General features: G+C 65.1%; 22 protein-coding genes. 12 read left to right on the top strand and 10 right to left on the bottom strand.

Translation table 11 applies throughout. The features are described from left to right. Positions 1-22: 22 nt before the first annotated feature. Positions 23-976, top strand: coding sequence for a hypothetical protein (locus H6718_15055; protein MCB9586717.1), 954 nt, complete (start codon positions 23-25; stop codon positions 974-976). An 82-nt stretch (positions 977-1,058) separates the two neighbouring features. After that, positions 1,059-2,315 (top strand): hypothetical protein, encoded by a 1,257-nt coding sequence (locus H6718_15050; protein ID MCB9586716.1) that lies wholly within the window; start codon positions 1,059-1,061, stop codon positions 2,313-2,315. Positions 2,316-2,322: 7 nt separating this feature from the next. Here H6718_15050 and H6718_15045 read toward each other — a convergent pair whose 3' ends face one another. The 4 genes from H6718_15045 to H6718_15030 form a co-directional block, all read right to left on the bottom strand. Next, positions 2,323-3,264: a hypothetical protein gene (locus H6718_15045; protein MCB9586715.1), complete on the bottom strand. Its 942-nt coding sequence runs from the start codon at positions 3,262-3,264 to the stop codon at positions 2,323-2,325. A gap of 527 nt (positions 3,265-3,791) precedes the next feature. Then, complete coding sequence (locus tag H6718_15040; protein MCB9586714.1) at positions 3,792-4,577, bottom strand: hypothetical protein; 786 nt, start codon at positions 4,575-4,577, stop codon at positions 3,792-3,794. A gap of 361 nt (positions 4,578-4,938) precedes the next feature. Further along, complete coding sequence (locus H6718_15035) at positions 4,939-5,481, bottom strand: hypothetical protein (protein MCB9586713.1); 543 nt, start codon at positions 5,479-5,481, stop codon at positions 4,939-4,941. Positions 5,482-5,630: 149 nt separating this feature from the next. Then, entirely contained in the window at positions 5,631-6,080 is a 450-nt protein-coding gene (locus H6718_15030) for a hypothetical protein (GenBank protein MCB9586712.1), read from the bottom strand. Positions 6,081-6,606: 526 nt separating this feature from the next. On the opposite strand from H6718_15030, the gene H6718_15025 reads away from it, so the two are divergent. Both H6718_15025 and H6718_15020 read left to right on the top strand, forming a co-directional pair. Continuing rightward, the gene (locus tag H6718_15025; protein ID MCB9586711.1) at positions 6,607-6,894 is read left to right on the top strand and encodes a transposase; all 288 of its coding nucleotides are present in this window, start codon (positions 6,607-6,609) and stop codon (positions 6,892-6,894) included. Positions 6,895-6,896: 2 nt separating this feature from the next. Continuing rightward, on the top strand, positions 6,897-7,754 hold the full coding sequence (locus H6718_15020) for an IS3 family transposase (GenBank protein MCB9586710.1): 858 nt from the start codon (positions 6,897-6,899) through the stop codon (positions 7,752-7,754). 504 nt (positions 7,755-8,258) lie between these two features. Here H6718_15020 and H6718_15015 read toward each other — a convergent pair. After that, a complete protein-coding gene (locus tag H6718_15015) occupies positions 8,259-8,843 on the bottom strand; it encodes a hypothetical protein (protein MCB9586709.1) in 585 nt (194 codons plus the stop codon). A gap of 24 nt (positions 8,844-8,867) precedes the next feature. Next, a complete protein-coding gene (locus H6718_15010; GenBank protein ID MCB9586708.1) occupies positions 8,868-9,026 on the bottom strand; it encodes a hypothetical protein in 159 nt (52 codons plus the stop codon). 46 nt (positions 9,027-9,072) lie between these two features. Here H6718_15010 and H6718_15005 point away from each other — a divergent pair, with 46 nt between their 5' ends. Next, entirely contained in the window at positions 9,073-9,333 is a 261-nt protein-coding gene (locus H6718_15005) for a DUF559 domain-containing protein (GenBank protein ID MCB9586707.1), read from the top strand. Between the two features lie 336 nt (positions 9,334-9,669). Then, positions 9,670-9,816: a hypothetical protein gene (locus tag H6718_15000; GenBank protein MCB9586706.1), complete on the top strand. Its 147-nt coding sequence runs from the start codon at positions 9,670-9,672 to the stop codon at positions 9,814-9,816. Positions 9,817-9,901: 85 nt separating this feature from the next. On the opposite strand, the gene H6718_14995 is transcribed toward H6718_15000, so the two are convergent. Then, positions 9,902-10,177 (bottom strand): hypothetical protein, encoded by a 276-nt coding sequence (locus tag H6718_14995; GenBank protein MCB9586705.1) that lies wholly within the window; start codon positions 10,175-10,177, stop codon positions 9,902-9,904. Positions 10,178-11,100: 923 nt separating this feature from the next. Between H6718_14995 and H6718_14990 the strand changes: the two genes are divergently transcribed. Further along, the gene (locus H6718_14990; GenBank protein ID MCB9586704.1) at positions 11,101-11,271 is read left to right on the top strand and encodes a hypothetical protein; all 171 of its coding nucleotides are present in this window, start codon (positions 11,101-11,103) and stop codon (positions 11,269-11,271) included. Between the two features lie 249 nt (positions 11,272-11,520). Then, positions 11,521-12,030: a cytochrome c-type biogenesis protein CcmH gene (locus tag H6718_14985; protein ID MCB9586703.1), complete on the top strand. Its 510-nt coding sequence runs from the start codon at positions 11,521-11,523 to the stop codon at positions 12,028-12,030. Between the two features lie 49 nt (positions 12,031-12,079). Here the strand turns inward: H6718_14985 and H6718_14980 are convergent, their stop codons facing one another. Together H6718_14980 and H6718_14975 are read right to left on the bottom strand one after the other, a co-directional pair. Further along, complete coding sequence (locus tag H6718_14980) at positions 12,080-12,916, bottom strand: hypothetical protein (GenBank protein ID MCB9586702.1); 837 nt, start codon at positions 12,914-12,916, stop codon at positions 12,080-12,082. Between the two features lie 11 nt (positions 12,917-12,927). Further along, entirely contained in the window at positions 12,928-14,346 is a 1,419-nt protein-coding gene (locus H6718_14975; GenBank protein MCB9586701.1) for an FAD-dependent oxidoreductase, read from the bottom strand. A gap of 168 nt (positions 14,347-14,514) precedes the next feature. On the opposite strand from H6718_14975, the gene H6718_14970 reads away from it, so the two are divergent. From H6718_14970 to H6718_14960, 3 genes are all read left to right on the top strand, one after another. Beyond that, positions 14,515-15,060, top strand: a complete 546-nt coding sequence (locus H6718_14970; GenBank protein ID MCB9586700.1) for a DUF4920 domain-containing protein — start codon at positions 14,515-14,517, stop codon at positions 15,058-15,060. 130 nt (positions 15,061-15,190) lie between these two features. Further along, the gene (locus tag H6718_14965; protein ID MCB9586699.1) at positions 15,191-16,225 is read left to right on the top strand and encodes a LysM peptidoglycan-binding domain-containing protein; all 1,035 of its coding nucleotides are present in this window, start codon (positions 15,191-15,193) and stop codon (positions 16,223-16,225) included. A gap of 2 nt (positions 16,226-16,227) precedes the next feature. Then, a complete protein-coding gene (locus tag H6718_14960) occupies positions 16,228-17,139 on the top strand; it encodes a hypothetical protein (protein ID MCB9586698.1) in 912 nt (303 codons plus the stop codon). A gap of 12 nt (positions 17,140-17,151) precedes the next feature. Here the strand turns inward: H6718_14960 and H6718_14955 are convergent, their stop codons facing one another. After that, the gene (locus H6718_14955; GenBank protein MCB9586697.1) at positions 17,152-17,772 is read right to left on the bottom strand and encodes a class I SAM-dependent methyltransferase; all 621 of its coding nucleotides are present in this window, start codon (positions 17,770-17,772) and stop codon (positions 17,152-17,154) included. Positions 17,773-17,887: 115 nt separating this feature from the next. On the opposite strand from H6718_14955, the gene H6718_14950 reads away from it, so the two are divergent. Then, positions 17,888-18,850, top strand: a complete 963-nt coding sequence (locus H6718_14950; protein ID MCB9586696.1) for a bile acid:sodium symporter family protein — start codon at positions 17,888-17,890, stop codon at positions 18,848-18,850. Positions 18,851-18,875: the final 25 nt, after the last annotated feature.

Here is an 18,875-nt window from a genome sequence, read left to right as displayed (position 1 = left end):
GACGTGGCAAGATGCGCGGACGATGCAGCGGCGGCCGGACGTCCCCACGATGAACTCCCTGGATGAGCTGGACGAAGTGCGCAGCACGACGGATCCGTCGCCGCCGCCTACGGAAGACTACCCGACCATCGAGGCCCGGCCCGTGATCCAAGGCCAGCCGGTGCGAAACCTCAAGGCGACGTTGCCGCTGATAGAGCACGAGCAGCAGCAGACCAGCTCCGGCGCTCCCCCCACGCTGCGGGAGAGCGACGCGCCGCCCGCGCCGATGGTGCCCACAGCCACCACGGTGCAGGACGGGCTCACGCCCCACAGCCGCAAGCGCACGATGGAGGCGATCTCGTACACGCCAGTTCGCCCCCAAGCGTTTCCGCAAGGTACAGACAGCCTGGGCAGCACGCTGCAGAGTCCCAAGCAGCAGCACCGCCCGAAAGATCGGGATTTGGCGGGTGTGGCTCCGAGCCCGGACAGCACCGTGCGCTCGGAAGAGTCGCTTGCTCCCAAGACGTCGCTGCCTGCGAACGCCCCGCCCTGGATGCGCCGAGCGCGAGAGCTGGCAAGCACCCTCGAGGCCAGCATCACCTTGGCCCTGAACGATCAGGAGCCGGGCCCCAGCGTGATCGCCGCCGTGGACCGCGCCTACGACAGCTGGGCCGGCGGCGGCTTCGACAGCCAGGCGGTCGCCACGGTCGCTGACGCCGTGCGCCGCACCTACCGCACGATCATGCGGCCAACCCAAGATACCGCGACGGTGGTGGCTCAAGCCGCCCACGCGCTGTTCAAGGAGCTGCCGCCCGGTGTGGCCCGCTGGGTGTCGCCCACGTTTCTGGCGCAGATGGTGAGTGAACTCCGCAGCCAGACCTCCGAGCGCGACGCCGTGGTGCGCGGGACGATGCGCATCCTCGGCTGGGACATGACCTCGGAGCGCTCGGCCGAGCGGTTCATCGAGGCGGCGCGCGCAGACGTCGACCCCCGCTGAGCCACTGCTCCGCAAAAACGCGGGCATTCCCGGGCGGGATCTCGAGAGACGTGGCGGCGAGTTCCTGTTATCCAGATGGGATATGAGGAACGCTTCGGCCAGCTTGGCCCTGCTTGGCTTCGTCGGACTGTTGGGCGCGGGTTGTGCCGAGGACGGCCAGCGCCCCTGGATCATCACGCAGAACGGCGGGTCCGCCGGCGTGGGCGGCGTGGCTGGCGAAGGCGGTGCCGCGGGGAATGCAACCGGCGGTGACGCGGGTAGCGCCGGCACCACGAACGGCGGCATGGGCGGCAGCGGTGCGGTCGGTGGCACGGCTGGGACCGGAGCAGGCGGCGCGGGCGCGGCGGGTGGCACAGCCGGCACCGGCAACGCAGGAACCGGCGCGGCAGGGACCGGCGCGGGCGGCGCAGGCGCGGCAGGTGGCACAGCGGGCACCGGCAACGCGGGCACTGGGGGAATGCTCGGCACCGCGAAGTACCTCGACCGCTGCACCCTCGACAACGACTGTTCCGCGGGGAAATGCGTCGCGGACGTCAACGGCACGAAGATGTGCACCATCGCGTGTAACGCCCACACGGATTGCGCCAGTGAACACGTGTGTGGCCCAGACAAGCTCTGCCACCCCGACGACACCGGCGCCCTCTGCAGCACGGGCAACCCCGGTTCTTGCGGGCTTGGGTTGTGCATCGGACTCTCCACCGGGCCTGCCCACTGCACGCGGGAGTGCAGCAGCGCCAGCGAGTGTCCCTCAGGCTTTGCCTGTGAGCCGATCTCCGGCACCAAGGTGTGCGTCGACATCGAGCGCTCGGCGACCAGCTGCCCAACGGGGCTCTCCTTCCCGACTGCGGGCTGCACGGCGCCGTGTGACACCGCCGCAGATTGCCCTGGCAGGCTCGGCTATTTTGGGCTACCGCCGTACACCTGCGCGATTCCGCAGGGAGGCAACTCCAAGGTCTGCATCCCACCGAACGACATCGCCGGTTCGGATCCCATCGGCAGCGCGTGCGCGGCGAGCGGGACGACGACTTGTCGTTCCGGCGCCTGCAACACCGAAGCGCTCCCCACCGCGATGTGCACTCAAGCCTGCACTCAAGAGGGCGGCTGTGGACCGAGCCTCGGCTGCACGCCGGAGGTCGATGGCAGCTCGATCATCTTGCTGTGCGCTCGCGCTGGCAGCAAAGCCCTGGGCCAAGCCTGTGCTTCGGGTCGCGAGTGCGACTCGGGCCTGTGCGACGGAACCGGCGTCTGCACGCGCCTCTGCACCGACGACGCGCTCTGCCCGAGCAACATGACCTGCCAGCAGGTGCCCGGCTACAACGTCGCGCTGTGTCGGCCGTAAGGGACGGCTAGCAGTTGGAACCCGTGATCGACAACGTCCAGGCGGCGCACGAGCTGCCTCCGACGTAGCGGACCTCAAGGTAGTAATCCTGAGTGTCCGAGGAAATCACGGTGTCCCCGGTGATCTTCCCGAGCACGCTCTCGTCAGTGCCCGTGCCGTTGGTCGATGAAGCGACCAAGGTGTTGCAGCTCGACCAGAGGAACAGATCGTAGTTCACGCCCGCAGGCACCGTGAGCTTCGCCTCGCCGATCAGATCCGCGATGCAGCTCGAGCACTCCTGCGCCTCGAGCACGAACCACTCCGACGTGGTGCCGCTGACGCTGCCGCCCACGCTCACGGCGCCAGCCACGGGGCACAGCGTGCCGCAGTTGGTGTCCGCGCAGTGGCCGCCCAGGTCCGTCGCCGTGGCGCAGGTGTTCGCTGCCATGCTGTTGTCGCAGCCGGATCCGCCGCTACCGCCGCTGCCGCTCGAGCCGCTTGAGCCGCCACTGCCGCTTGAGCCACCGGAACCCGCGCTCCCGCTCGAGCCTCCGCTACCGCTGGAGCCGCCAACGCCGCCGCTACCGCTCGAACCCGCGCTGCCGCTCACGCCGCCCGTGCCAGCGTCCCCCGCGGTGCCGCCGGTGCCCGCATTGCCCGAGCCGCCGTTGCCGCCATTACCGCCGTTGACGTCCCCGCCGCTGCCCCCGTTGCCAGAGCCGCCATTGCCGGAGCCGCCGTTCCCGCCGTTGCCCGAACCGCCGTTGCCCCCATTGATGGTGCTGTTGCCCGCGTTGCCCCCGTCCGAGCCGCCAGCGCCCGCTGCGTCGCTCCCCGCCGAGCCACCGTTGTTCGGCGTGATCCCGCCCTCATCGAGCTCTCCACCGCCCGCACAGGCAGCAAGCCACACCAAACCAGCGGTCAGACCCAGCGGCGAGAGCCACGGTCGGCGACGAAAGAAAGCAACCATCACCCTGCGTTATAGCGCAGTTACGAAACCCTGCAGACTCAAACTGGAGTTGTGCGCCAGTGACGTGGGTGTCGCGACGGTTGTGGGGCGTTTGGCGGTGGTGGGTGGCAGCGCCTTTTTAAGGTTCGCGCGGGAGGACCCGACGTCTACCGGCCCGCAGGCGCTGCAACCCGAGACGCCGCGCCTCGGACCCGTCTGTACGACGCGGCTCGGAGGTGCCACGCCGGTGCGCGCTGATGCGGCCGCGCCGGACCTCGCCTCAGCGATTCGGTAGTCGCTCGCTCAATAACCGTGCGGCAATACGCGCCTCATCACTACATTGTCACTTCGCTGGTTGGGGTCTTCGCTCGTGCAATCACTTTCTGGTCAGGAGAGCGATCGTCTCCTTGAGCGAACGCGATCAGGCCTCGCTGATACTCTTCCCCAAAAAGGTGTGTCGGGGGGTGCTGGAGAACCCCTAGTGAGAGCTGCTTTAGGCCCAGTCCATACGTGGGCTCGGATGACAGCTCTCCTCATGTCTGCTTTTCCTATTGGCACTGTGCTTGATCATCGATGATCAGGTCAGTGGGCGGGGCGTTGGGATCGTCGGTGTACACGTTCACGTGCTTTGGCGCGCCGGATCCAAGCACTCCGCATTGGCTGGAGTTCCGCATGCAGATCTGCTGGTTGACCACCTCGGTTTCGCCGTCGAATGCTAGGCGCCAGGGAGGCGCGATGCGATAGCGAACCGTCTCGGCGGGGCCAAAGTACTGGACCCGTATGACCCGGGTCGCGGGTGCACAGCAGTTCGCATCGGTGCCACCCGCGGGCGTTCGGACACGGCTCGGTATGCCGAGGACCATTATCGTCTTGAGCGAGTCGCAGTGCTCGCCGCATTCGCTCACCGGCGCGAGGCAGTCCCCGCTGCAATCGAATGCGAGGTCGGACGGACAGTTCTTGTCCCCGCCAGCTCCGCCCGATCCAGCGCCGCCGCCAGTCCCACCAACACCCCCCGTAGCACCGGCGCCAGTCCCGCCATCACCCCCAACGCCACCGCTCGCACCAGCACCCGCGCTGCCGGCGTTGCCTCCATTACCCCCTGCCCCACCACTGCACTGGCACACCTCGAACCCAGTGCCGGAGCTGTTGCAAGCCTGAGCGCCGGTCGAGCCGTCGGGGCACGCGCAGGATTCGCTGCGGCCTGGATCGCAAACAACGTTGCTGGCCGGCGTCGCGTCGCTCGAGCTGCAGCCGAGGGCGGACAGCAACATCAACAGAACACTGCTCGCAGCCAGGCTGGGAGGGAACTGCACGCGGAACCCGGTTTTGGTCATGTGAAGACGCGTATGCGGACAGGACTGCGGGTGCAAGCCCTTGCGCTTGGTACTGAAAGGTGCGCGGCGCTCGGTTCATGCGATCCGCGGGGATCCCGCACCTCCGGACGCGAAACACGAGCTACAGAGCCGCTCGGCGGGCCGAGCACCGACTCGGTTCTCCCCCTTCCGCTCCGACAGGCGCGTTCTTCAACGGAATGCCGCAACTCTCCGAAAAGGATTGCAGCAGTCACTGCGATCACAAGACCACTTACCGGGTTGCCAAGTGGTCGCTAGCAACAAGCCATGCCCAAGCGAGCGAGCGCAGCCCAGCCAAGTCTCAACAGTTTACTTCCTCCGGGAATCGCCTACTCCGGAGGGTTTAGCCCGCCAGTTCAAGCACGGTCTGAGGTGCGTCGACGAGCTCCGGACGATTGCGAAAGCAGGCGTCTCGGGCGTCCGAGCCCCCGAAGCGGACACCCCAGTGGTAGCAAGGGTCAATGAACAGCGCACTCGTCGAGAAGTTAAACCTCGCCGCTTCCCTCTTCGGCGGAAATTCGAACTCGGCCGCCGCCACAACCAGCACGCCGTCTACCACAAGAGGGCTCCAAAGGCGCAGGTACTCCGCACCGCATGGAGCTTGATGCACGGCGTTCTCGAGCAGACCAACGGATAGGACGACGTCATCGTCCTCGAGGTCCCACCACGATGAAACCCCGAAGGACTCGACAATGTCGATGCGCATTCCTAAGACGTCTCTCGGCCCCTCGAAGCGCACGATAGTTCCTTCGAACTCGAGGAATACCGCGTGGTTATCAAGGACTAGGTCAGGAGGCTCAGAGACCCCTGCTATCCGGAGGTCCGTCAGCTCCCTGCCGCGAAGGGCGCGAGTCAACTCCTCGAGTCGGTAGCCAACTTGGGCCATATGAAGCGCGTACTCCGGCGGGGGTGCGGGTGCAAGTCATCGCGTCTCGGCGCTAGTCTCCGCAGCGCACTCGGCCACCACACCCCATGTTGCCCCACGGCAATGCGCCGTAGTCACAACCCCCACTGAACACGGCGCACGGCCTGCGCTCATTGGCGGTGCTCCACTCCAATGATGCGAGTCCCTTTCCACCAGAACGCCGCGCGCGTAGTGTGCGAGAAATCGAAAAACAACTCAATCTCGCATGAGATTCTCCCCTCTGCGGTTAGGTCACCAAAGCGGAAGCGCTGCCAGGAGACCGGGTTGTGCGCAGCGAAGAGATAAACGGTCTCGCCATCCGGATCGTCAGCCTCGGACGCATCGCCGTCGAAGCGAAACTCCCTCCCGCACAATGAGCCTGGCCCGGAATACGCTGGTGTGGGTTTCAAGTAGAAGGAGAATTCCATTGGCTCAACCGGATCCAGCTCCAGCCAGTTCGGTGGCACGCGGTCTTCTCGCAGACAGAACTCGAACCAAACATGACTCCACACTTCACCGCCGGAATCGTGCACGACGGCCCCATTGGTCAGCGCCAGGTCGTCAGCTGTCATTCTCCACATACGCTGAGCCTGCCCGAGCCCGAAGGTGAGTTCAATCCCAGTCACCCCGACTCGCTCCCGACCCCGCGGCCCCCCATTGTGGTCGCTGAATACTTGGGTGGCCCAAAGACTGGGCTTTCGCGGCCAGATTCCGGCGTTAGTGGACGGATTGAGCGAGGCGGTGTGTCAGACAGCCACCAAAGCCTCACGTTGCCGCCCGGATACGAGCAAGAGGCATTCAGGACCCGGTCAACTAGTACAGAATCTCCAGCGCGAGCCTACGTGACTCCGCACGGAAAAACCCAGAGGGTCCAAGTATCGGTTAGTCTCCGTATCCCGGGATCCAGCCTTTGGCCAGGAGGCCGTCTACATCCCCGCGAGCGAGTCGGATCCACAGGCTGATTACCTCTTCTTTGGGCACGTCCTTCATGTGTTGGTCGCCGCCCTCCCGTCCCAAGTGCCCAAAGATGAGCGTTCCTCCGCGGTGTGAGCCTGCCCCGCTTTGGTGGACACCCCGCAAGGGATTACTCCCCTCGGAGGTCCACCAATGCCACAAAGAAAATCACGTCCAGATTCGTTCAAGAAAGACGCCGTCCGCCGCTTGCTAGCTCGGGGCCCGAAGACCATCGCGGATGTCGCCAGGGAGCTCGGTGTGAGCCAGAGCATGCTGCATCGCTGGCGCGAGCGCTTTGAGCCTGAGCTCACCGGCGGCGCCCAAGCTGGCCAAGGCGAGCGCGAGGAGGTAGAGCGGCTACGGCGTGAGCTACGCGACCTGCAGGCCGAGAACGCGCTGCTAAAAAAAGCCGCGGCCCTCTTCGCGAAGGACGTGAAGTAGCCGTGTACGGGCTGATTCATGCGGAGAGGGGGAACATCCCAGTGGCTCGAGCGTGCCGTGTGCTCCAGGTCTCGCGCAGCGGCTACTATCAGTGGCTGCATGCGAAGCCCAGCACCCGCTCGCTCGACGACGCAGTGCTGGGCGCGGAGATCACGGAAGTCTTCCACGAGCATCGTGGTCGCTATGGTGCGCCCCGAGTCCGCCGTGCGCTGAGACCGCGCGGAAAGCGACCAAGCAAGAAACGGGTCGCGCGAGTCATGCGCGCGCTTGGGCTCCGTGGCTACACACCACGGCGCTTCCGAAAAACCACGGACTCACGGCCCACGAAGCGCATCGCGCCGAATCTACTGGAGCGTGACTTCACCGCCGAGGCCCCCAACCAAGTGCTCGCGGGCGACATCACTTACATCTCGACCACCGACGGATGGCTGTACCTCGCGGTCCTGCTGGACCTGTACTCGAGACGCGTTGTTGGCTGGGCCATGTCGGACCACATCGACACGGAGTTGGCTCTCTCTGCTCTGAACAGGGCAGCGTCTACGCGGACGCTGGAGCCAAACTGGATCCATCACACCGACCGAGACTGCAGGTACGGCAGCGACGACTACCTGGCAGCACTCGAGCAGCTTGGAGCGCGCCCGAGCATGAGCCGCAAGGGAGACTGTTGGGACAACGCGGTGTCAGAGTCATTCTTCGCGACGCTCGAAAAGGAACTGCTCGCGCTGCAGTCCCTCCAAAGCCGTAGCACCACGCGGAAACAGGTGGCCGACTACATCGACAACTACTACAATCTCGTCAGACTCCACTCGCACCTCGACTACGTGTCACCGATCGAGTTCGAGACCAACGCACCAAGCTGATTCAAGCAGTCAAATCTGTCCGCCAAATCGGGGCAACTCCAGTGCGCAGACATGCACCAACCTGTTTCGTGTACGACCGATACGTCACCGTGCTCTTGATCCGACGGGAGAAGTTCATCATAGAGCCGCGAAAGCGCTACCTGCATATCGTCGTCGTCCTCTGCCCCGTCATCGCTGGAGCCATCTGCATGCCTGAGATCGTACATCGCTACCTGTTCTTTGGTGCCCCCGCGGGAATAGCCCATTCCGATTATCCACCCGCACCATGCGGCAGTGGATATAAGAGTCGCCAGAATGGAGAACCTCCCGTGTGTTGAGCTTGGGGACAAGCTGGTAGCACGCCAGCACGACCGCGTGCTTGATCGATTGTAGCGCGCTGCTGCGGCCGCGCTCGGCGTTGCCGCAGCGATTCGGGACTCGCCCGCTCAATAACCGTACGGAATTTTAAGCGGCACCGAGCGAAATGAGGGACGTACGCAGACGTCAACACGACCGTCACAGCTACTAGCGCGCACGCAACGCGAGAATCGCGAACTTCCGTAGATGCCAGCTCGCCGGTGTGCCCCCATCTCCGTCAAACCCATACGACACCAAGCGCTTGTCTTTGCTTCTCTTTTCGAACGCGCTATCGATGGCAGCGATGGTCGCAGTCCCCGCAAAGTATGCAAGAAACGGCAGGTAGTAGCGCAGCTCACCCTTCGCTCGTGCAATCACTTTCGGATCGGGAGAGAATTCGTCTCCTTGGGCGAACGCGACCAGGCCTCGCCGATACTCTTCCCAAAAAGGCGTGTCGGTCCGCGGGTGCTCGAGAATCCCTAGTGAGAGTTCTCTTAGGCCCAGAACCGCCGCGATGTGTGCGCTCGTCTGGAGATCTGGAAGCTCGCTCGGGGCGACTTGGCCCCCCTTCAAGATCTCCCAGATTCGGGACAGTGGCGTCTCTAGGGCGTAGCCAGCCAGCACTTCGTCTCCAGTCGGAGTTGAAACTGCTTCCTCGGCTACCAAGGCAACGAAGAGAGTAAGGTCGCGCAACTCTGCAACGACGTCGCCTCGCGCTCTCGCCTCTTCTGCGCGCGTGATGGCCCGCTGCATCCTCTCTATCATATCCTTCGTTCCCTATTCCTTCTTGGGCGGCACTTCCGCGTTACGGCTCGGCTTATCCATGCGGATCTCGATGGCGTGCTGCGCCTGATCCGTGCTGCCTTGCTCTAGGTTGTCACAGAACGGTTGCCCGCGATGCCGACGTGGCAGATGGACAGCTAACCTCGGGGTCATCCTCGCCTGGACTATCGGTGTGCTGAATGCAGTACATTGTTAGCTCCTGGAGACCGAGGCACCGGTTGTAGCACGCCGGCTCGCCCCCTGGTCGATCGAAGCTGCTCCAGGCAAGTGGGAACACTCGAAGGGATCGGGCGAACGTGCTGCGCGTCCCAAGCCGCCGCACGCTAGCCCGCCGGCTGCCGACGCCCGCCGCGATCGCTCTCTCGCCAGGCTCGGGTACCGCACCCTCCGCGTCACAGCTCGGCACGTCCATGCGGATCTCGATGGCGTGCTCAGCTTGATTCGCGCTGCCTTGCTCTAGGTTGTCACAGAACGGTTGCCCGCGATGCCGCCATAGCAGCGTCGCAGGCGTGACTGATGAGACCGAGATCCGCACCCCACTCGGCTGGACCGAGATCGCAAGAGTGGGCTCGTCAACGCCATCGCGCTCGCTCGGCTGACCTTGCTCCAAGTGCTCTCCGGCTTCGAGAACGGCAGAGCGCCGAAGGCATGCCTGCTGTCCGAGATGGAACGGTCTTGAGCCCGAATCGCGCAGCTTGGGACTGAGATCGCCATCCAGGATCGCCGCTTGGCGCAGCGCGCCCCACCCAGGCGGCCCCACTACTCGCCAACGGATCGATTCCGGATCTTGCTCCTGATGGCGCCAACTAGATGGATCCTCGAGGAAACGGCGCGACGCTTCCTCGTCAGCGCCCAGACCATCGCCAACTGGAGGAAACGACTCGTGCGAGAACGCGTATCTGGCACGGAACCTGGGAGCAAGCCAGTGCGAACGGGTTCTTGACCGTGCGCCAGCGCTGGGTCACCCCCGTGATCCGCGGGGATCCGGCGACCCGCACCTGGAGGCCCAAGCGTTCGCGTGGCGTCGCCTACATCGGCTCTTGCTTGAGCAGGAGTGAACGCCAACGCGAAGCCAAAACCTCGTCCCGGGACGCTGCACGCGCCTCTCCTGGCTCGTCGAGAGTCAGAAAGGACTGCTCGACGCTCAACCCGTCCGGGTCTCGATAGCCGCGCTCGCATTCCTCGCAGTGCAGGTAGATGTCGCCGGAGTCCTCCTCACGAAACGCGAACAACCGCCCCTGATCGCAGAACGGGCAACATGCGAGGCTGATCGGTTCGTTCCGCGCGTCGGACGCTGGCCTCAAGACCTGGCTCCTCCAGCTGCTTCCCAGAGAGCGAGAAAGACTTCTTCGCTCGCTTGTATGTGGTTCTGTGCGGCAGCAACGGAATAGCCCGCCACGTAGCTGATTTGCTCGCGCGCAGCGTCAATGCGTCCGAAGGATAGCTCGGCAGTGGCGAGCATAGCAGCTGCTAAGACGCTCTCCCGATACTGAACCCCAACTTCCTCGGCGTCGCTCCCTTCCGTATCCGCGTGGTTACGATCGAGACGCTCCGCTTCGCTCAACAGTGAAGACCTCAGGGGCGATGCGGCGTTCAACAAGGCGAACTCCGCGCCCCATCGCCTCGTGTCGCTTCCCCAGATGTTGCGGCTCTGCTGGAGTCCTTCGAGAAAGCGACGGCAGTCAAAGACCTCAAGATCACGTAGAGCGTGCCACGTTCGCTGGGAAAACGTCCCAGCGAAGCGAACACCCCCCGGGTCGCCAAGCAGCCCGGATAGCAGCAACCAGTCGCCTCTACCCAGTGCACCTCGCCCCAGAGGAGGAAGCAGCGAGTCTTCCAAGTCCACGTCCCGACCCAGGAGGCGGAGGCCCTCAGACCATTGCACGCGGGTTTCACGCAGGATGTCAGGCGTTGCGCAGAGCGCAGCGCTCGACGCAACTGCAACGCTCGTGGCGACGGGAAGGATGATCTCGTGCGGCTCGATTCGCTTTCTGTAAGCGTCTGTGGCGGCGCGCAAGTACGCGCGTATGGATTCGGCAGCGCATGAGATAGGGTCTGCTTCGGGGCCGGCTAACCTCTCCTCGATTTCGCCGTTGAAAGCGAACATGCGCTTTCGAAGCTCCCTGAAAGTGACTTCGTCTGGCGACGCGACGAAGCCATCGCAGTCAGCCAGCAGCTGGAGTCCGGTTTCTAGCCGCGCGACGCCCTGGAGCAAACCGCTCTCTCTGTGCGCACACCAGCCCGCGAAGCGAGCACCAACGCGATCGTCCGCGTGGGCAAAGAGGGCTCGAACTCGCTGCAGATGCGTGCCTACCACTTCCACACGGATAACCTGTTCTGGCTTGCCGCTCTCCAGGGCGAACTCCAGCCGTTCGTGGTCAGCAAGAACTCCCGGTAGGAGGCTGGCGGCGCCACCAAACTGCACGCGCAGCCGAGGCGCCGCTCCGCTTCAGCGAGAGCCGCCGCTGACGCTCCGTTCCGGAGCACCCCACCCTCGCCTTCGCCCAAGGTTGCGATGAGTGCGCGGTGGCGTTCGACGAACTCCTTCACAGCGTCGCGATGGTACACTGCGGCGGTTTGGCCGGCACCTGCAGGCCCCTGAACAAAAGGGTGCCAAGCATCGAGGGGCGTGGCAGTCTCCCGGGCGATGTCGAGGAGACTGCTGTCGCTGTTGGTGCTGTGGGCCACGCTCGCTTGGGTAAGCGGTGCGTTCGCACAGCCTTCGTCAGCGATGCCGGCGCCGAGCGTGATTGACGACTCGGAGTATGTGCCAGGCGCCAAGCGCTTGGAGCAGCGCCTGCTGGCGCCGTGTTGCTGGGACACCAGCAAGCAGACGCTGGACGTTCATGATTCACCCGTCGCCACCGACCTCAAACGTGAGATCAAGCGGCGCCTGAAGGCGGGTGAGCAGCCCGACGCCATTGAAGCTGACTTGGTGGATCGCTACGGGGAAAAGATCCGCGCGGTGCCTGAAGGCAATCCGCTCAAGGGCTTTGCGCTGATCCTCAGCATCCTCGGGGGCGGCGCCTTCCTCGGCTTGGCGTACATGCTCTACGGCTGGCAACAGCGCGCCAAGGCAGAGCAGAAGCCGCCGCCGAAAGAGACCGAGCGCGACGAGTGGGACGACGCGCTGGATCAAGAACTCAAGGACTCTTGAAGCGTCCTTGGGTTAGCGACGGCTGATCTCCCCCCTAGACCCGCTCGAGCTACTTCACGATGACTTCGAAGCGGTTTGCGCCGAACTGGCTCACCGTCTCGTAGAACAGCGGTGGGGCGAAGTCATAGACGTCGTTCACGTAGCCGTTGCCGTCGGCGTCGCTCCAGCGGAAGGCGTGGTCGAGGTTCGCTCGGAACTCCAGGCGCCCCACCTGGCCCTCTGTCAGAGTTAGATCCACAGGGAAATATACGACCCAGGAGCCGTCTTCGATGAAGGCGGACGCCTCTGCCGTGTGGCTCTCATCGGGGATCGGCAGCACCCCGCTGAACTCTTGGTTGCCGCCAGCGCCGCTGAACTGGTGCAGAAAATCGCCAGAGTCGTAGGTCTCGCCGTCCAGGCTCACGCCGTCCGAGGTGACCTGGAGGATATTCAGCGTCCCCTGTAGCGACTGATTGTCTTGATGCAGCACCGCGTTGATATCGAAGCGTGACCAGTCCTGCACCAGGCGTGCGCGCACGTAGTGCCCGGCAGCCACCTGGTCGGGTTTCAGGCTGCTCAGCACGCTGCTCGCGCCTGAATCGTAGCTCACCTGCACCGGCGTCTGAGAGTCGAACAGCGTGAAGCGCTGCCCCTGGTCGTCCTCCAGTTGCAGCATGCGCACTCCCGCGCGGATCTGCGTGGCGGTCTGCGACGCGAGCTGATCTTGATGGGGAAACGCCGCGTCCGTCGCGCTGATCACGATGTCGAGCTCCGTCTGACTGACGCTTCCGCCGCCGCCCCCCGTTCCCCCGGTCGCCCCGCTCCCAAAGTCGGTTCCATCGGAGCTGCCGCACGCCGCCGCAGCCAATCCCAAGCCCAAGACTCCCGCGAACCAAACGCGATGCATGTCGCCCCCTGTTAGCTGATGTGACGCAGCGCCTCGGCTACGTCCACCAGCTTCTCCCGCACCTTGCCCGACTGCTTGCCTGCGTCCAGCTCATGCTGGTCCAGGCGCTGCCAGTCTGCCCAGCTGACGACCCGAACGCCGCGCTCCTTGAGCAGCGCGTCGATGCGATCGGCAGAGTGGGTCTGGTCAGCTGCGCCCGGAGCCAGGCAATGCTCGCCTTGGCGCGCATTCATCACATCGCTCAGCATGGTGTGCACCGTCGCCACGGAGTCGGCGCGGTTCGTGCCGATCACGCCCGTCGCGCCGCGCTTGATCCACCCGGAAACGTACACGCCGCATAGCGGTTCGCCGTCCAGCACCACGCGGCCCTCGTCGTTGGGGATCACGTTGTTGCGTTCGTCGAACGGCAGGCCTTCGAGGGGCGTCCCCACGTAGCCAATCGAGCGCAGCACCAGGTTCGTCTCGAGGGTTTCGAGCTCCCCCGTGCCTCGCGCCTTGAAGTCGTCGCCCGCAGGCTCCAGGCGGTTCTTCTCGATGATGCAGCGCTCGACCTTGCCATCACCTTCGAGGGCCTTGGGCGAACGCAGAAACTCAAGGCGCATCGTGCCGCGGCGCCCCGGCGCCCCGACTTCGCCCTTGGAAATCGCCTCCAGCAAGTCCAGGCGCTTGTGCGTCGCGGAGTCGTAGCGGTCCTTGGCGGCGTCGACCCGCTTGCGCGCTTCCGCGAGTTCTGCGGCGTCGATGCTGACGCTGATCTCCGGATCTTCAGCGATCCCTTTCAGCTCCTTCACGGCCATTTTCAGCTGTTCTGGCCCGCGGCGCCCCAGCACTACTACCTCGCGGATCTGACTCTGGCGGAGCACCGCGAGGGACGCAGCGGTGATGTCCGTCTTCCCCAGCTCTTCGCGGCTCCGGAGCAGCAGGCGCACGACGTCGGTGGTCACGTCGCCGACGCCAACCACCACCGCGCGCTCCCCGGAGAGATCCAGCTTCAAGCCTTGAAAATCCGGGTGGCCGTTGTACCAGCCGACGAACTCCGTCGCAGGCAAGCTGCCACTGAGTTCTTCCCCGGGGATCCGCATCTTGCGATCCCCAGCCGCTCCCGTCGTGATCACGACCTGGTGGTAGCAACCCCGGAGCTCTTCAAAGCTCACGTCTCGCCCCAGCTCCACGTTGCCGAGGAAGCGGAAGCCAGGCATCTCCGCGGTGCGCTCGTACGCCCCCGCCGCCGTCTTGATCTTCTGGTGATCCGGCGCGACGCCGAAGCGTACGAGCCCGAACGGGAACGGAAGTCGCTCGAACAAGTCGACCTCGATCTTCAGCTCCTTGTGCTTGAGCAACGCCTCCGCGGCGTAGAAGCCTGCGGGTCCCGCGCCGACTACCGCGACCCGCAAGGGCCGCTCTTCCGAGCCCAACTGATGTTCGCTCATTCCGCCCTCCGGCAGGAGCAGCGCACTTCGCTCCAGCAACCTCGGCTATCCACGCTATCACGCCTAGGGCCCATTTCGCCCCGGAGAAACCCCCGGCAGAGAAAGCGAACTGGCTACGCAGGGTCGGTTCGTGCTGCGTTTTCAACGCGTGGCGCTATATTCCGCGCCATGCGTGAGCAAGCTTTGGCGCACAGCGTCGCTCGGGTCGGAATCGTTGGGTTCATCGCTGGGCTCGCGCTCATTGGCGGGTGCACCACGCCAACCGAACAGAAGCCCGAACCCGCGGCCGCCAACACCACGCCGCAGCCAGCCGCTGGCTACAAGCTCTACGGCAGCGCCCTGAACCCGGAGCTCAAGCCCGTCAGCCTGAGCGAGGTGCTGCAGAAGCCCGCCGACTACGAAGGCAAGACGGTCCACGTCGACGCCACGGTGCGCCGCGCCTGCTCGCAAAAGGGCTGCTGGATGGAACTGGCCGAAGGCTCGAACGACAAGCCAGCCACCTGCCGCGTGACCTTCAAAGACTACGGCTTCTTCGTGCCGACGGACTCCGCGGGCGCCGAAGCTCGCCTGGAAGGCGTCGTAAAACTGAAGAAAGTCACCGCCGACCACGTCCAGCACATGGAGCAGGAAGGCGCCACGTTTGCAAACAAGGACCCCGACGGAAGCGCGTCAGAGGTTGCCCTGGTGGCGACTGGCGTCGAACTCAAGAAGTAGCGCTGACGCTCCTCGCGCGCGCCGCATTCCCTCGCGCACCCGACATTTCTCGGGTTTTTCGCAAGTTTTCGGCCAACTTTTCTGCGCCGATGGTTTTTCCAAGCGCCCACGTGTGTGCTACGGCTCGGCCGTGCGCTGGTGGCTGACACTGTGCTTGGCGCTGGTTTGTGCGTTCGCGACGCCAAACTTCGCCGAGGCCAAGACCCGAACCCACACCGTGGGCAAGGGCCAAACCTTGGGCAAGATCGCCAAGCGTTACCACGTGAGCGTCGCCGCGATCTGCAACGCCAACGACATCAAGAAGACCGATCCGATCAAGCCCGGGCAGACGCTCTACATCCCGGACAAGGACGACGAGGACGGCAAGCAAGCGCGCAAGGAGCGCGACGCAAAAGAGAAGAAGGAGCGCGCCAAGGAACGTAAAGAGCGCGCAAAGGAAGATCGCAAGGAGCGAGCGAAGGAAGCGGAGAAGGATCGCAAGGAGCGAGCCAGCCGCAGTAAGGAGGACGAAAACGGCCTCCACCTGCTCGATTTCGCTGGCGGCAGCGCCTACTATTATTTCCCCACGGGACCGGGCCGCAAGACACTGCGCCCCGTCTTGATGTACATGCACGCCCGCAGCGGCGATCCGCGCCACGACTGCCAGCGCTGGGCGCGCGTCGCGAGCAACCTCGGCTGGGTGGTGTGCCCCGTCGGTCCTGAAGATCGCGGTGGCGGCCGTCGCGGCTGGGCAAACAACTGGGCCACGGGTCACCGCGCCGCCCTCGCCTCACTGAACGCGCTCCGCGAGAAGTACGGCCGTCGCGTGCAGCTCTACGGAAACACCCTGATGGGCTTCTCCGAAGGCGCCTTCGTGACCATGAACGTCGGCGTGCGCGAGGCGCGCGCCTTCAACCGCTGGCTGGTGCTCGCCGCAGACACCAAGTACTGGGGCGGCCAAGGCCTGGAAGAGCTCGGCAAGAACCACGCGCGCATTCGCCGCGTCTACCTGATCACCGGTAAAGAAGACGGCACCTACGAGCCGACGCTCACGGTCAAAGGCTGGCTGCAAAAAGCCCGCGTCCCCGTGCGCATCTCCACCCCCGGAGACATGGGCCACGAGCTCTTGCTCGAGTCGAAACGCGGCATGTATCGCGCCGCCCTAGTCTGGCTCACCAAAGGCTAAATATGCGGCCTTTCCCCGCCTTTTTGGGGGTGAGGGAGCCCCGCCTGAGCGGCGTGTGGCTGTGCCTGGCGCTGGCCCAAGCTTGTGCGCCGTCCGCGTCTCCTCACGGAACTGAATCCCCCTCCCCGCCCGTCAAGTCGCTCAGCGCTCAGGAAAAGCCCCTGCACGCCGCAGAACCGGCCCCCGCCACAGAGTCGCCAGCGGCGCCGCCGAACACTGCAGCGTCGGCGAGCACAGCCCCAAGCGACGCGCTCAAACCCGAGGCACCTCCGCCTTCACTTCCTCCCGGAATCGTTCCCGGCGAAGTCGTCAAGCTCAGCGTCCCCGGTGATAAGCCCGTGTTGGTCGCCCACGCGGCAGCGTCAGTGCGACTCGCGGCGATCTACCTCCACGGCGTGTGCGGCGACATCGACGCCATCCGCTCCTGGGCCAACGCGGCCTCTGAGCACGTCACGCTGATCGCGCTGTACGCCGACGAGCGCTGCGGCAGCGGCGGGCGCCACCGCTGGACGGCCAATACGATCGCTCAAGAGCGGCGCATAGAAGCCGCCCTGGCCGCCGTGAAGCAGGCGCGAGGCGGCCAGCTAGACAGCGAGCGCGCAGTGCTGTTCGGTTACTCCCAAGGGGCGCTGCGTGCGCTGGCGTTACACACCAACACGCCCAAGCGCTACCCCTGGCTGATCCTTGGAGGCCTGCCGACAGAGACGCCAGCATCTCGCGTCAGTGGTGTGCAGCGGCTCGCGCTGATCGCCGGGGAGCGGGAGGCCAAGTCTCACATCGAAGCCACGGCGCAGCACTTCGCTCAGGGCGGCGTCGACTCCAAGCTGTTCTTGCTCCCTCGCGCTGGCCACGGCCAGTACGGCCCCGAAGCGCCCCAGGTCATGTCCGGCGTCTTCGCCTGGCTCTTGGAGTAACCTCGCCGGGTTCTACGCCGGCTTGACGGCGATCCCACGCACCGACGCGCGAACCATCGGGAGCGCCTTGCGCATGCTCTCGCGCCGAACGTCGCTGAGTTCGAAGCCGGCGTCGCGAATCGTCGTTTCCGTGCGGCGCGTCAAATGACAGCCACCAGCGAGGGGCTTCCAGAGCGGCTCGAGGCCCCGCTGAAGCAAGCGCCGCCCGAGGCGCTTCTCGTCGCACACGTGCTCGATGAACACCAGCTTGCCCCCGGGGCGCAGCACCCGCTTGACCTCCGCGAGGGACGCCTCGGGGTTCGGCACGCTGCACAGCACCAACGTGCAAACGACCTGGTCGAAGCTCCCAGCTTCGAACGGCAGCTGCTCCATCGCCGCCTCGCAGATCTCCACGTTGCGCCCGAGGGTGTCGAGGCGCTCCCGCAGCTTGCGGCTCATATCCCGATCCGGTTCCGCCAGTACCAAGCGCTCCAGGTCCGCCGGATACAGCGGCAAGTTCGCGCCTGTGCCCGCGCCCACCTCGAGCACGCTACCCGAGAGATCCTGCAGCAGATCCTCTCGCCAGGCGCGCAAACAGGCCTCCTCCGTTTGCTGCATGAAGGAGTCGTAGATCGCCGCCATGAACCTGCTCATGGCGCGATCATCCAGCGGTGACGGCGCTGGGACAAGCGCTGCGCGGCCGTGGTGCGAGCAGTTCAGCGAAACCATGGGCCCGAAGCGGGCGTAAAGGGCTACAACTCGGAACACCGTGCGCGAACTCTTCTCACACCATGCCTTCGTCGAGGCCTACTTCGTCCCCGTCCAGCTCCTGCTGGCGATGTTTGGGATGGGCGCGACGCTGAGCGTGAGGGACTTCGAGCGCATCGTCAGGAACCCCGGCGGCCTCGCGGTGGGCCTCGGGATTCAGGTCGTGCTGGTGCCCATCGTGGCGGTGCTGTTCTCCCGCGCTCTCGGGCTCGGTCCCGGCTGGGCCGTGGGGTTGATCCTCGTCAGCGTGGTCCCTGGCGGCGCGTTCTCGAACCTCCTCACGTATTTCGGCCGTGGAAATGTTCCGCTGTCCATCTCCGTGACGACCGTCACGACCCTCGGCTGCCTGGTGACCATCCCGCTGGTGTTGCGGCTGACGGCGGCGGAGCACCTGCCACCGAACTTCGTGTTCCCGACGGGGCAGATCGTCCGCGACATCTCGAGCTTCTTGCTGCTGCCCTTGGCCCTCGGCATGGTGACGTTTCGCTTCCTGCCGCAGCACACGCAGACACTCTCGAAGTGGGCGATCCGCCTCTCGATGACGTTCGTGGTGCTGATCACCATCAGCGCTCTCGGTTCCGGAAGGATCAAGGTCGCGGAGTACGGCTTTGGCCCTCCCGCGGTCATCGTCGCCTTTGCGCTGGTGCTGATGTTCGCCATCCCGCACCTGAGTCGGCTCCTCGGGCGCTACGACGACGAAACGGCTGCCATCAGCATCGAGGTCACGCTGCGCAACATCGGCATCGGGCTGCTGCTGGTGCGCTTCTTCTTCCCGGGCCAGCCCGAGAATGGCCATGTGCTCTACTCGTGTCTGTTCTTCGCGGGCCTCTCCACGCCGCTCAGCCTGCCGGCGATGCTGCGCCACCGCCGAGGTAAGAGCCCGGCCTTCGGGCGCGCTCCCCACATCCGCCCAGACGCCGTCCCCCAGGCACCAGACGCCAGCGCCAGCGAACCCGCCGCCTGAGCGCGGCTCCGTTTTTTTCGCGCTC

It is taken from the genome of Polyangiaceae bacterium (assembly GCA_020633205.1).
GTDB lineage: Bacteria > Myxococcota_A > Polyangia > Polyangiales > Polyangiaceae > JAHBVY01.
Note: the sequence above shows the minus strand (reverse complement) of the source record. Positions and strands in the feature narration are given on the sequence as shown.

Bases quoted from the DNA above. Each gene is read 5' to 3' on its own strand.
- H6718_15025 (MCB9586711.1), top strand. From the start codon at position 6,607: ATGCCACAAAGAAAATCACGTCCAGATTCGTTCAAGAAAGACGCCGTC.
- H6718_14975 (MCB9586701.1), bottom strand. From the start codon at position 14,346: ATGAGCGAACATCAGTTGGGCTCGGAAGAGCGGCCCTTGCGGGTCGCG.
- H6718_14955 (MCB9586697.1), bottom strand. From the start codon at position 17,772: ATGAGCAGGTTCATGGCGGCGATCTACGACTCCTTCATGCAGCAAACG.
- H6718_15045 (MCB9586715.1), bottom strand. From the start codon at position 3,264: ATGGTTGCTTTCTTTCGTCGCCGACCGTGGCTCTCGCCGCTGGGTCTG.
- H6718_15035 (MCB9586713.1), bottom strand. From the start codon at position 5,481: ATGGCCCAAGTTGGCTACCGACTCGAGGAGTTGACTCGCGCCCTTCGC.
- H6718_15030 (MCB9586712.1), bottom strand. From the start codon at position 6,080: ATGTGGAGAATGACAGCTGACGACCTGGCGCTGACCAATGGGGCCGTC.
- H6718_15050 (MCB9586716.1), top strand. From the start codon at position 1,059: ATGAGGAACGCTTCGGCCAGCTTGGCCCTGCTTGGCTTCGTCGGACTG.
- H6718_14960 (MCB9586698.1), top strand. From the start codon at position 16,228: ATGCGGCCTTTCCCCGCCTTTTTGGGGGTGAGGGAGCCCCGCCTGAGC.
- H6718_14985 (MCB9586703.1), top strand. From the start codon at position 11,521: ATGTCGAGGAGACTGCTGTCGCTGTTGGTGCTGTGGGCCACGCTCGCT.
- H6718_15015 (MCB9586709.1), bottom strand. From the start codon at position 8,843: ATGCAGCGGGCCATCACGCGCGCAGAAGAGGCGAGAGCGCGAGGCGAC.
- H6718_15055 (MCB9586717.1), top strand. From the start codon at position 23: ATGCAGCGGCGGCCGGACGTCCCCACGATGAACTCCCTGGATGAGCTG.
- H6718_15040 (MCB9586714.1), bottom strand. From the start codon at position 4,577: ATGACCAAAACCGGGTTCCGCGTGCAGTTCCCTCCCAGCCTGGCTGCG.
- H6718_14970 (MCB9586700.1), top strand. From the start codon at position 14,515: ATGCGTGAGCAAGCTTTGGCGCACAGCGTCGCTCGGGTCGGAATCGTT.
- H6718_14980 (MCB9586702.1), bottom strand. From the start codon at position 12,916: ATGCATCGCGTTTGGTTCGCGGGAGTCTTGGGCTTGGGATTGGCTGCG.
- H6718_15000 (MCB9586706.1), top strand. From the start codon at position 9,670: ATGGCGCCAACTAGATGGATCCTCGAGGAAACGGCGCGACGCTTCCTC.
- H6718_15010 (MCB9586708.1), bottom strand. From the start codon at position 9,026: ATGACCCCGAGGTTAGCTGTCCATCTGCCACGTCGGCATCGCGGGCAA.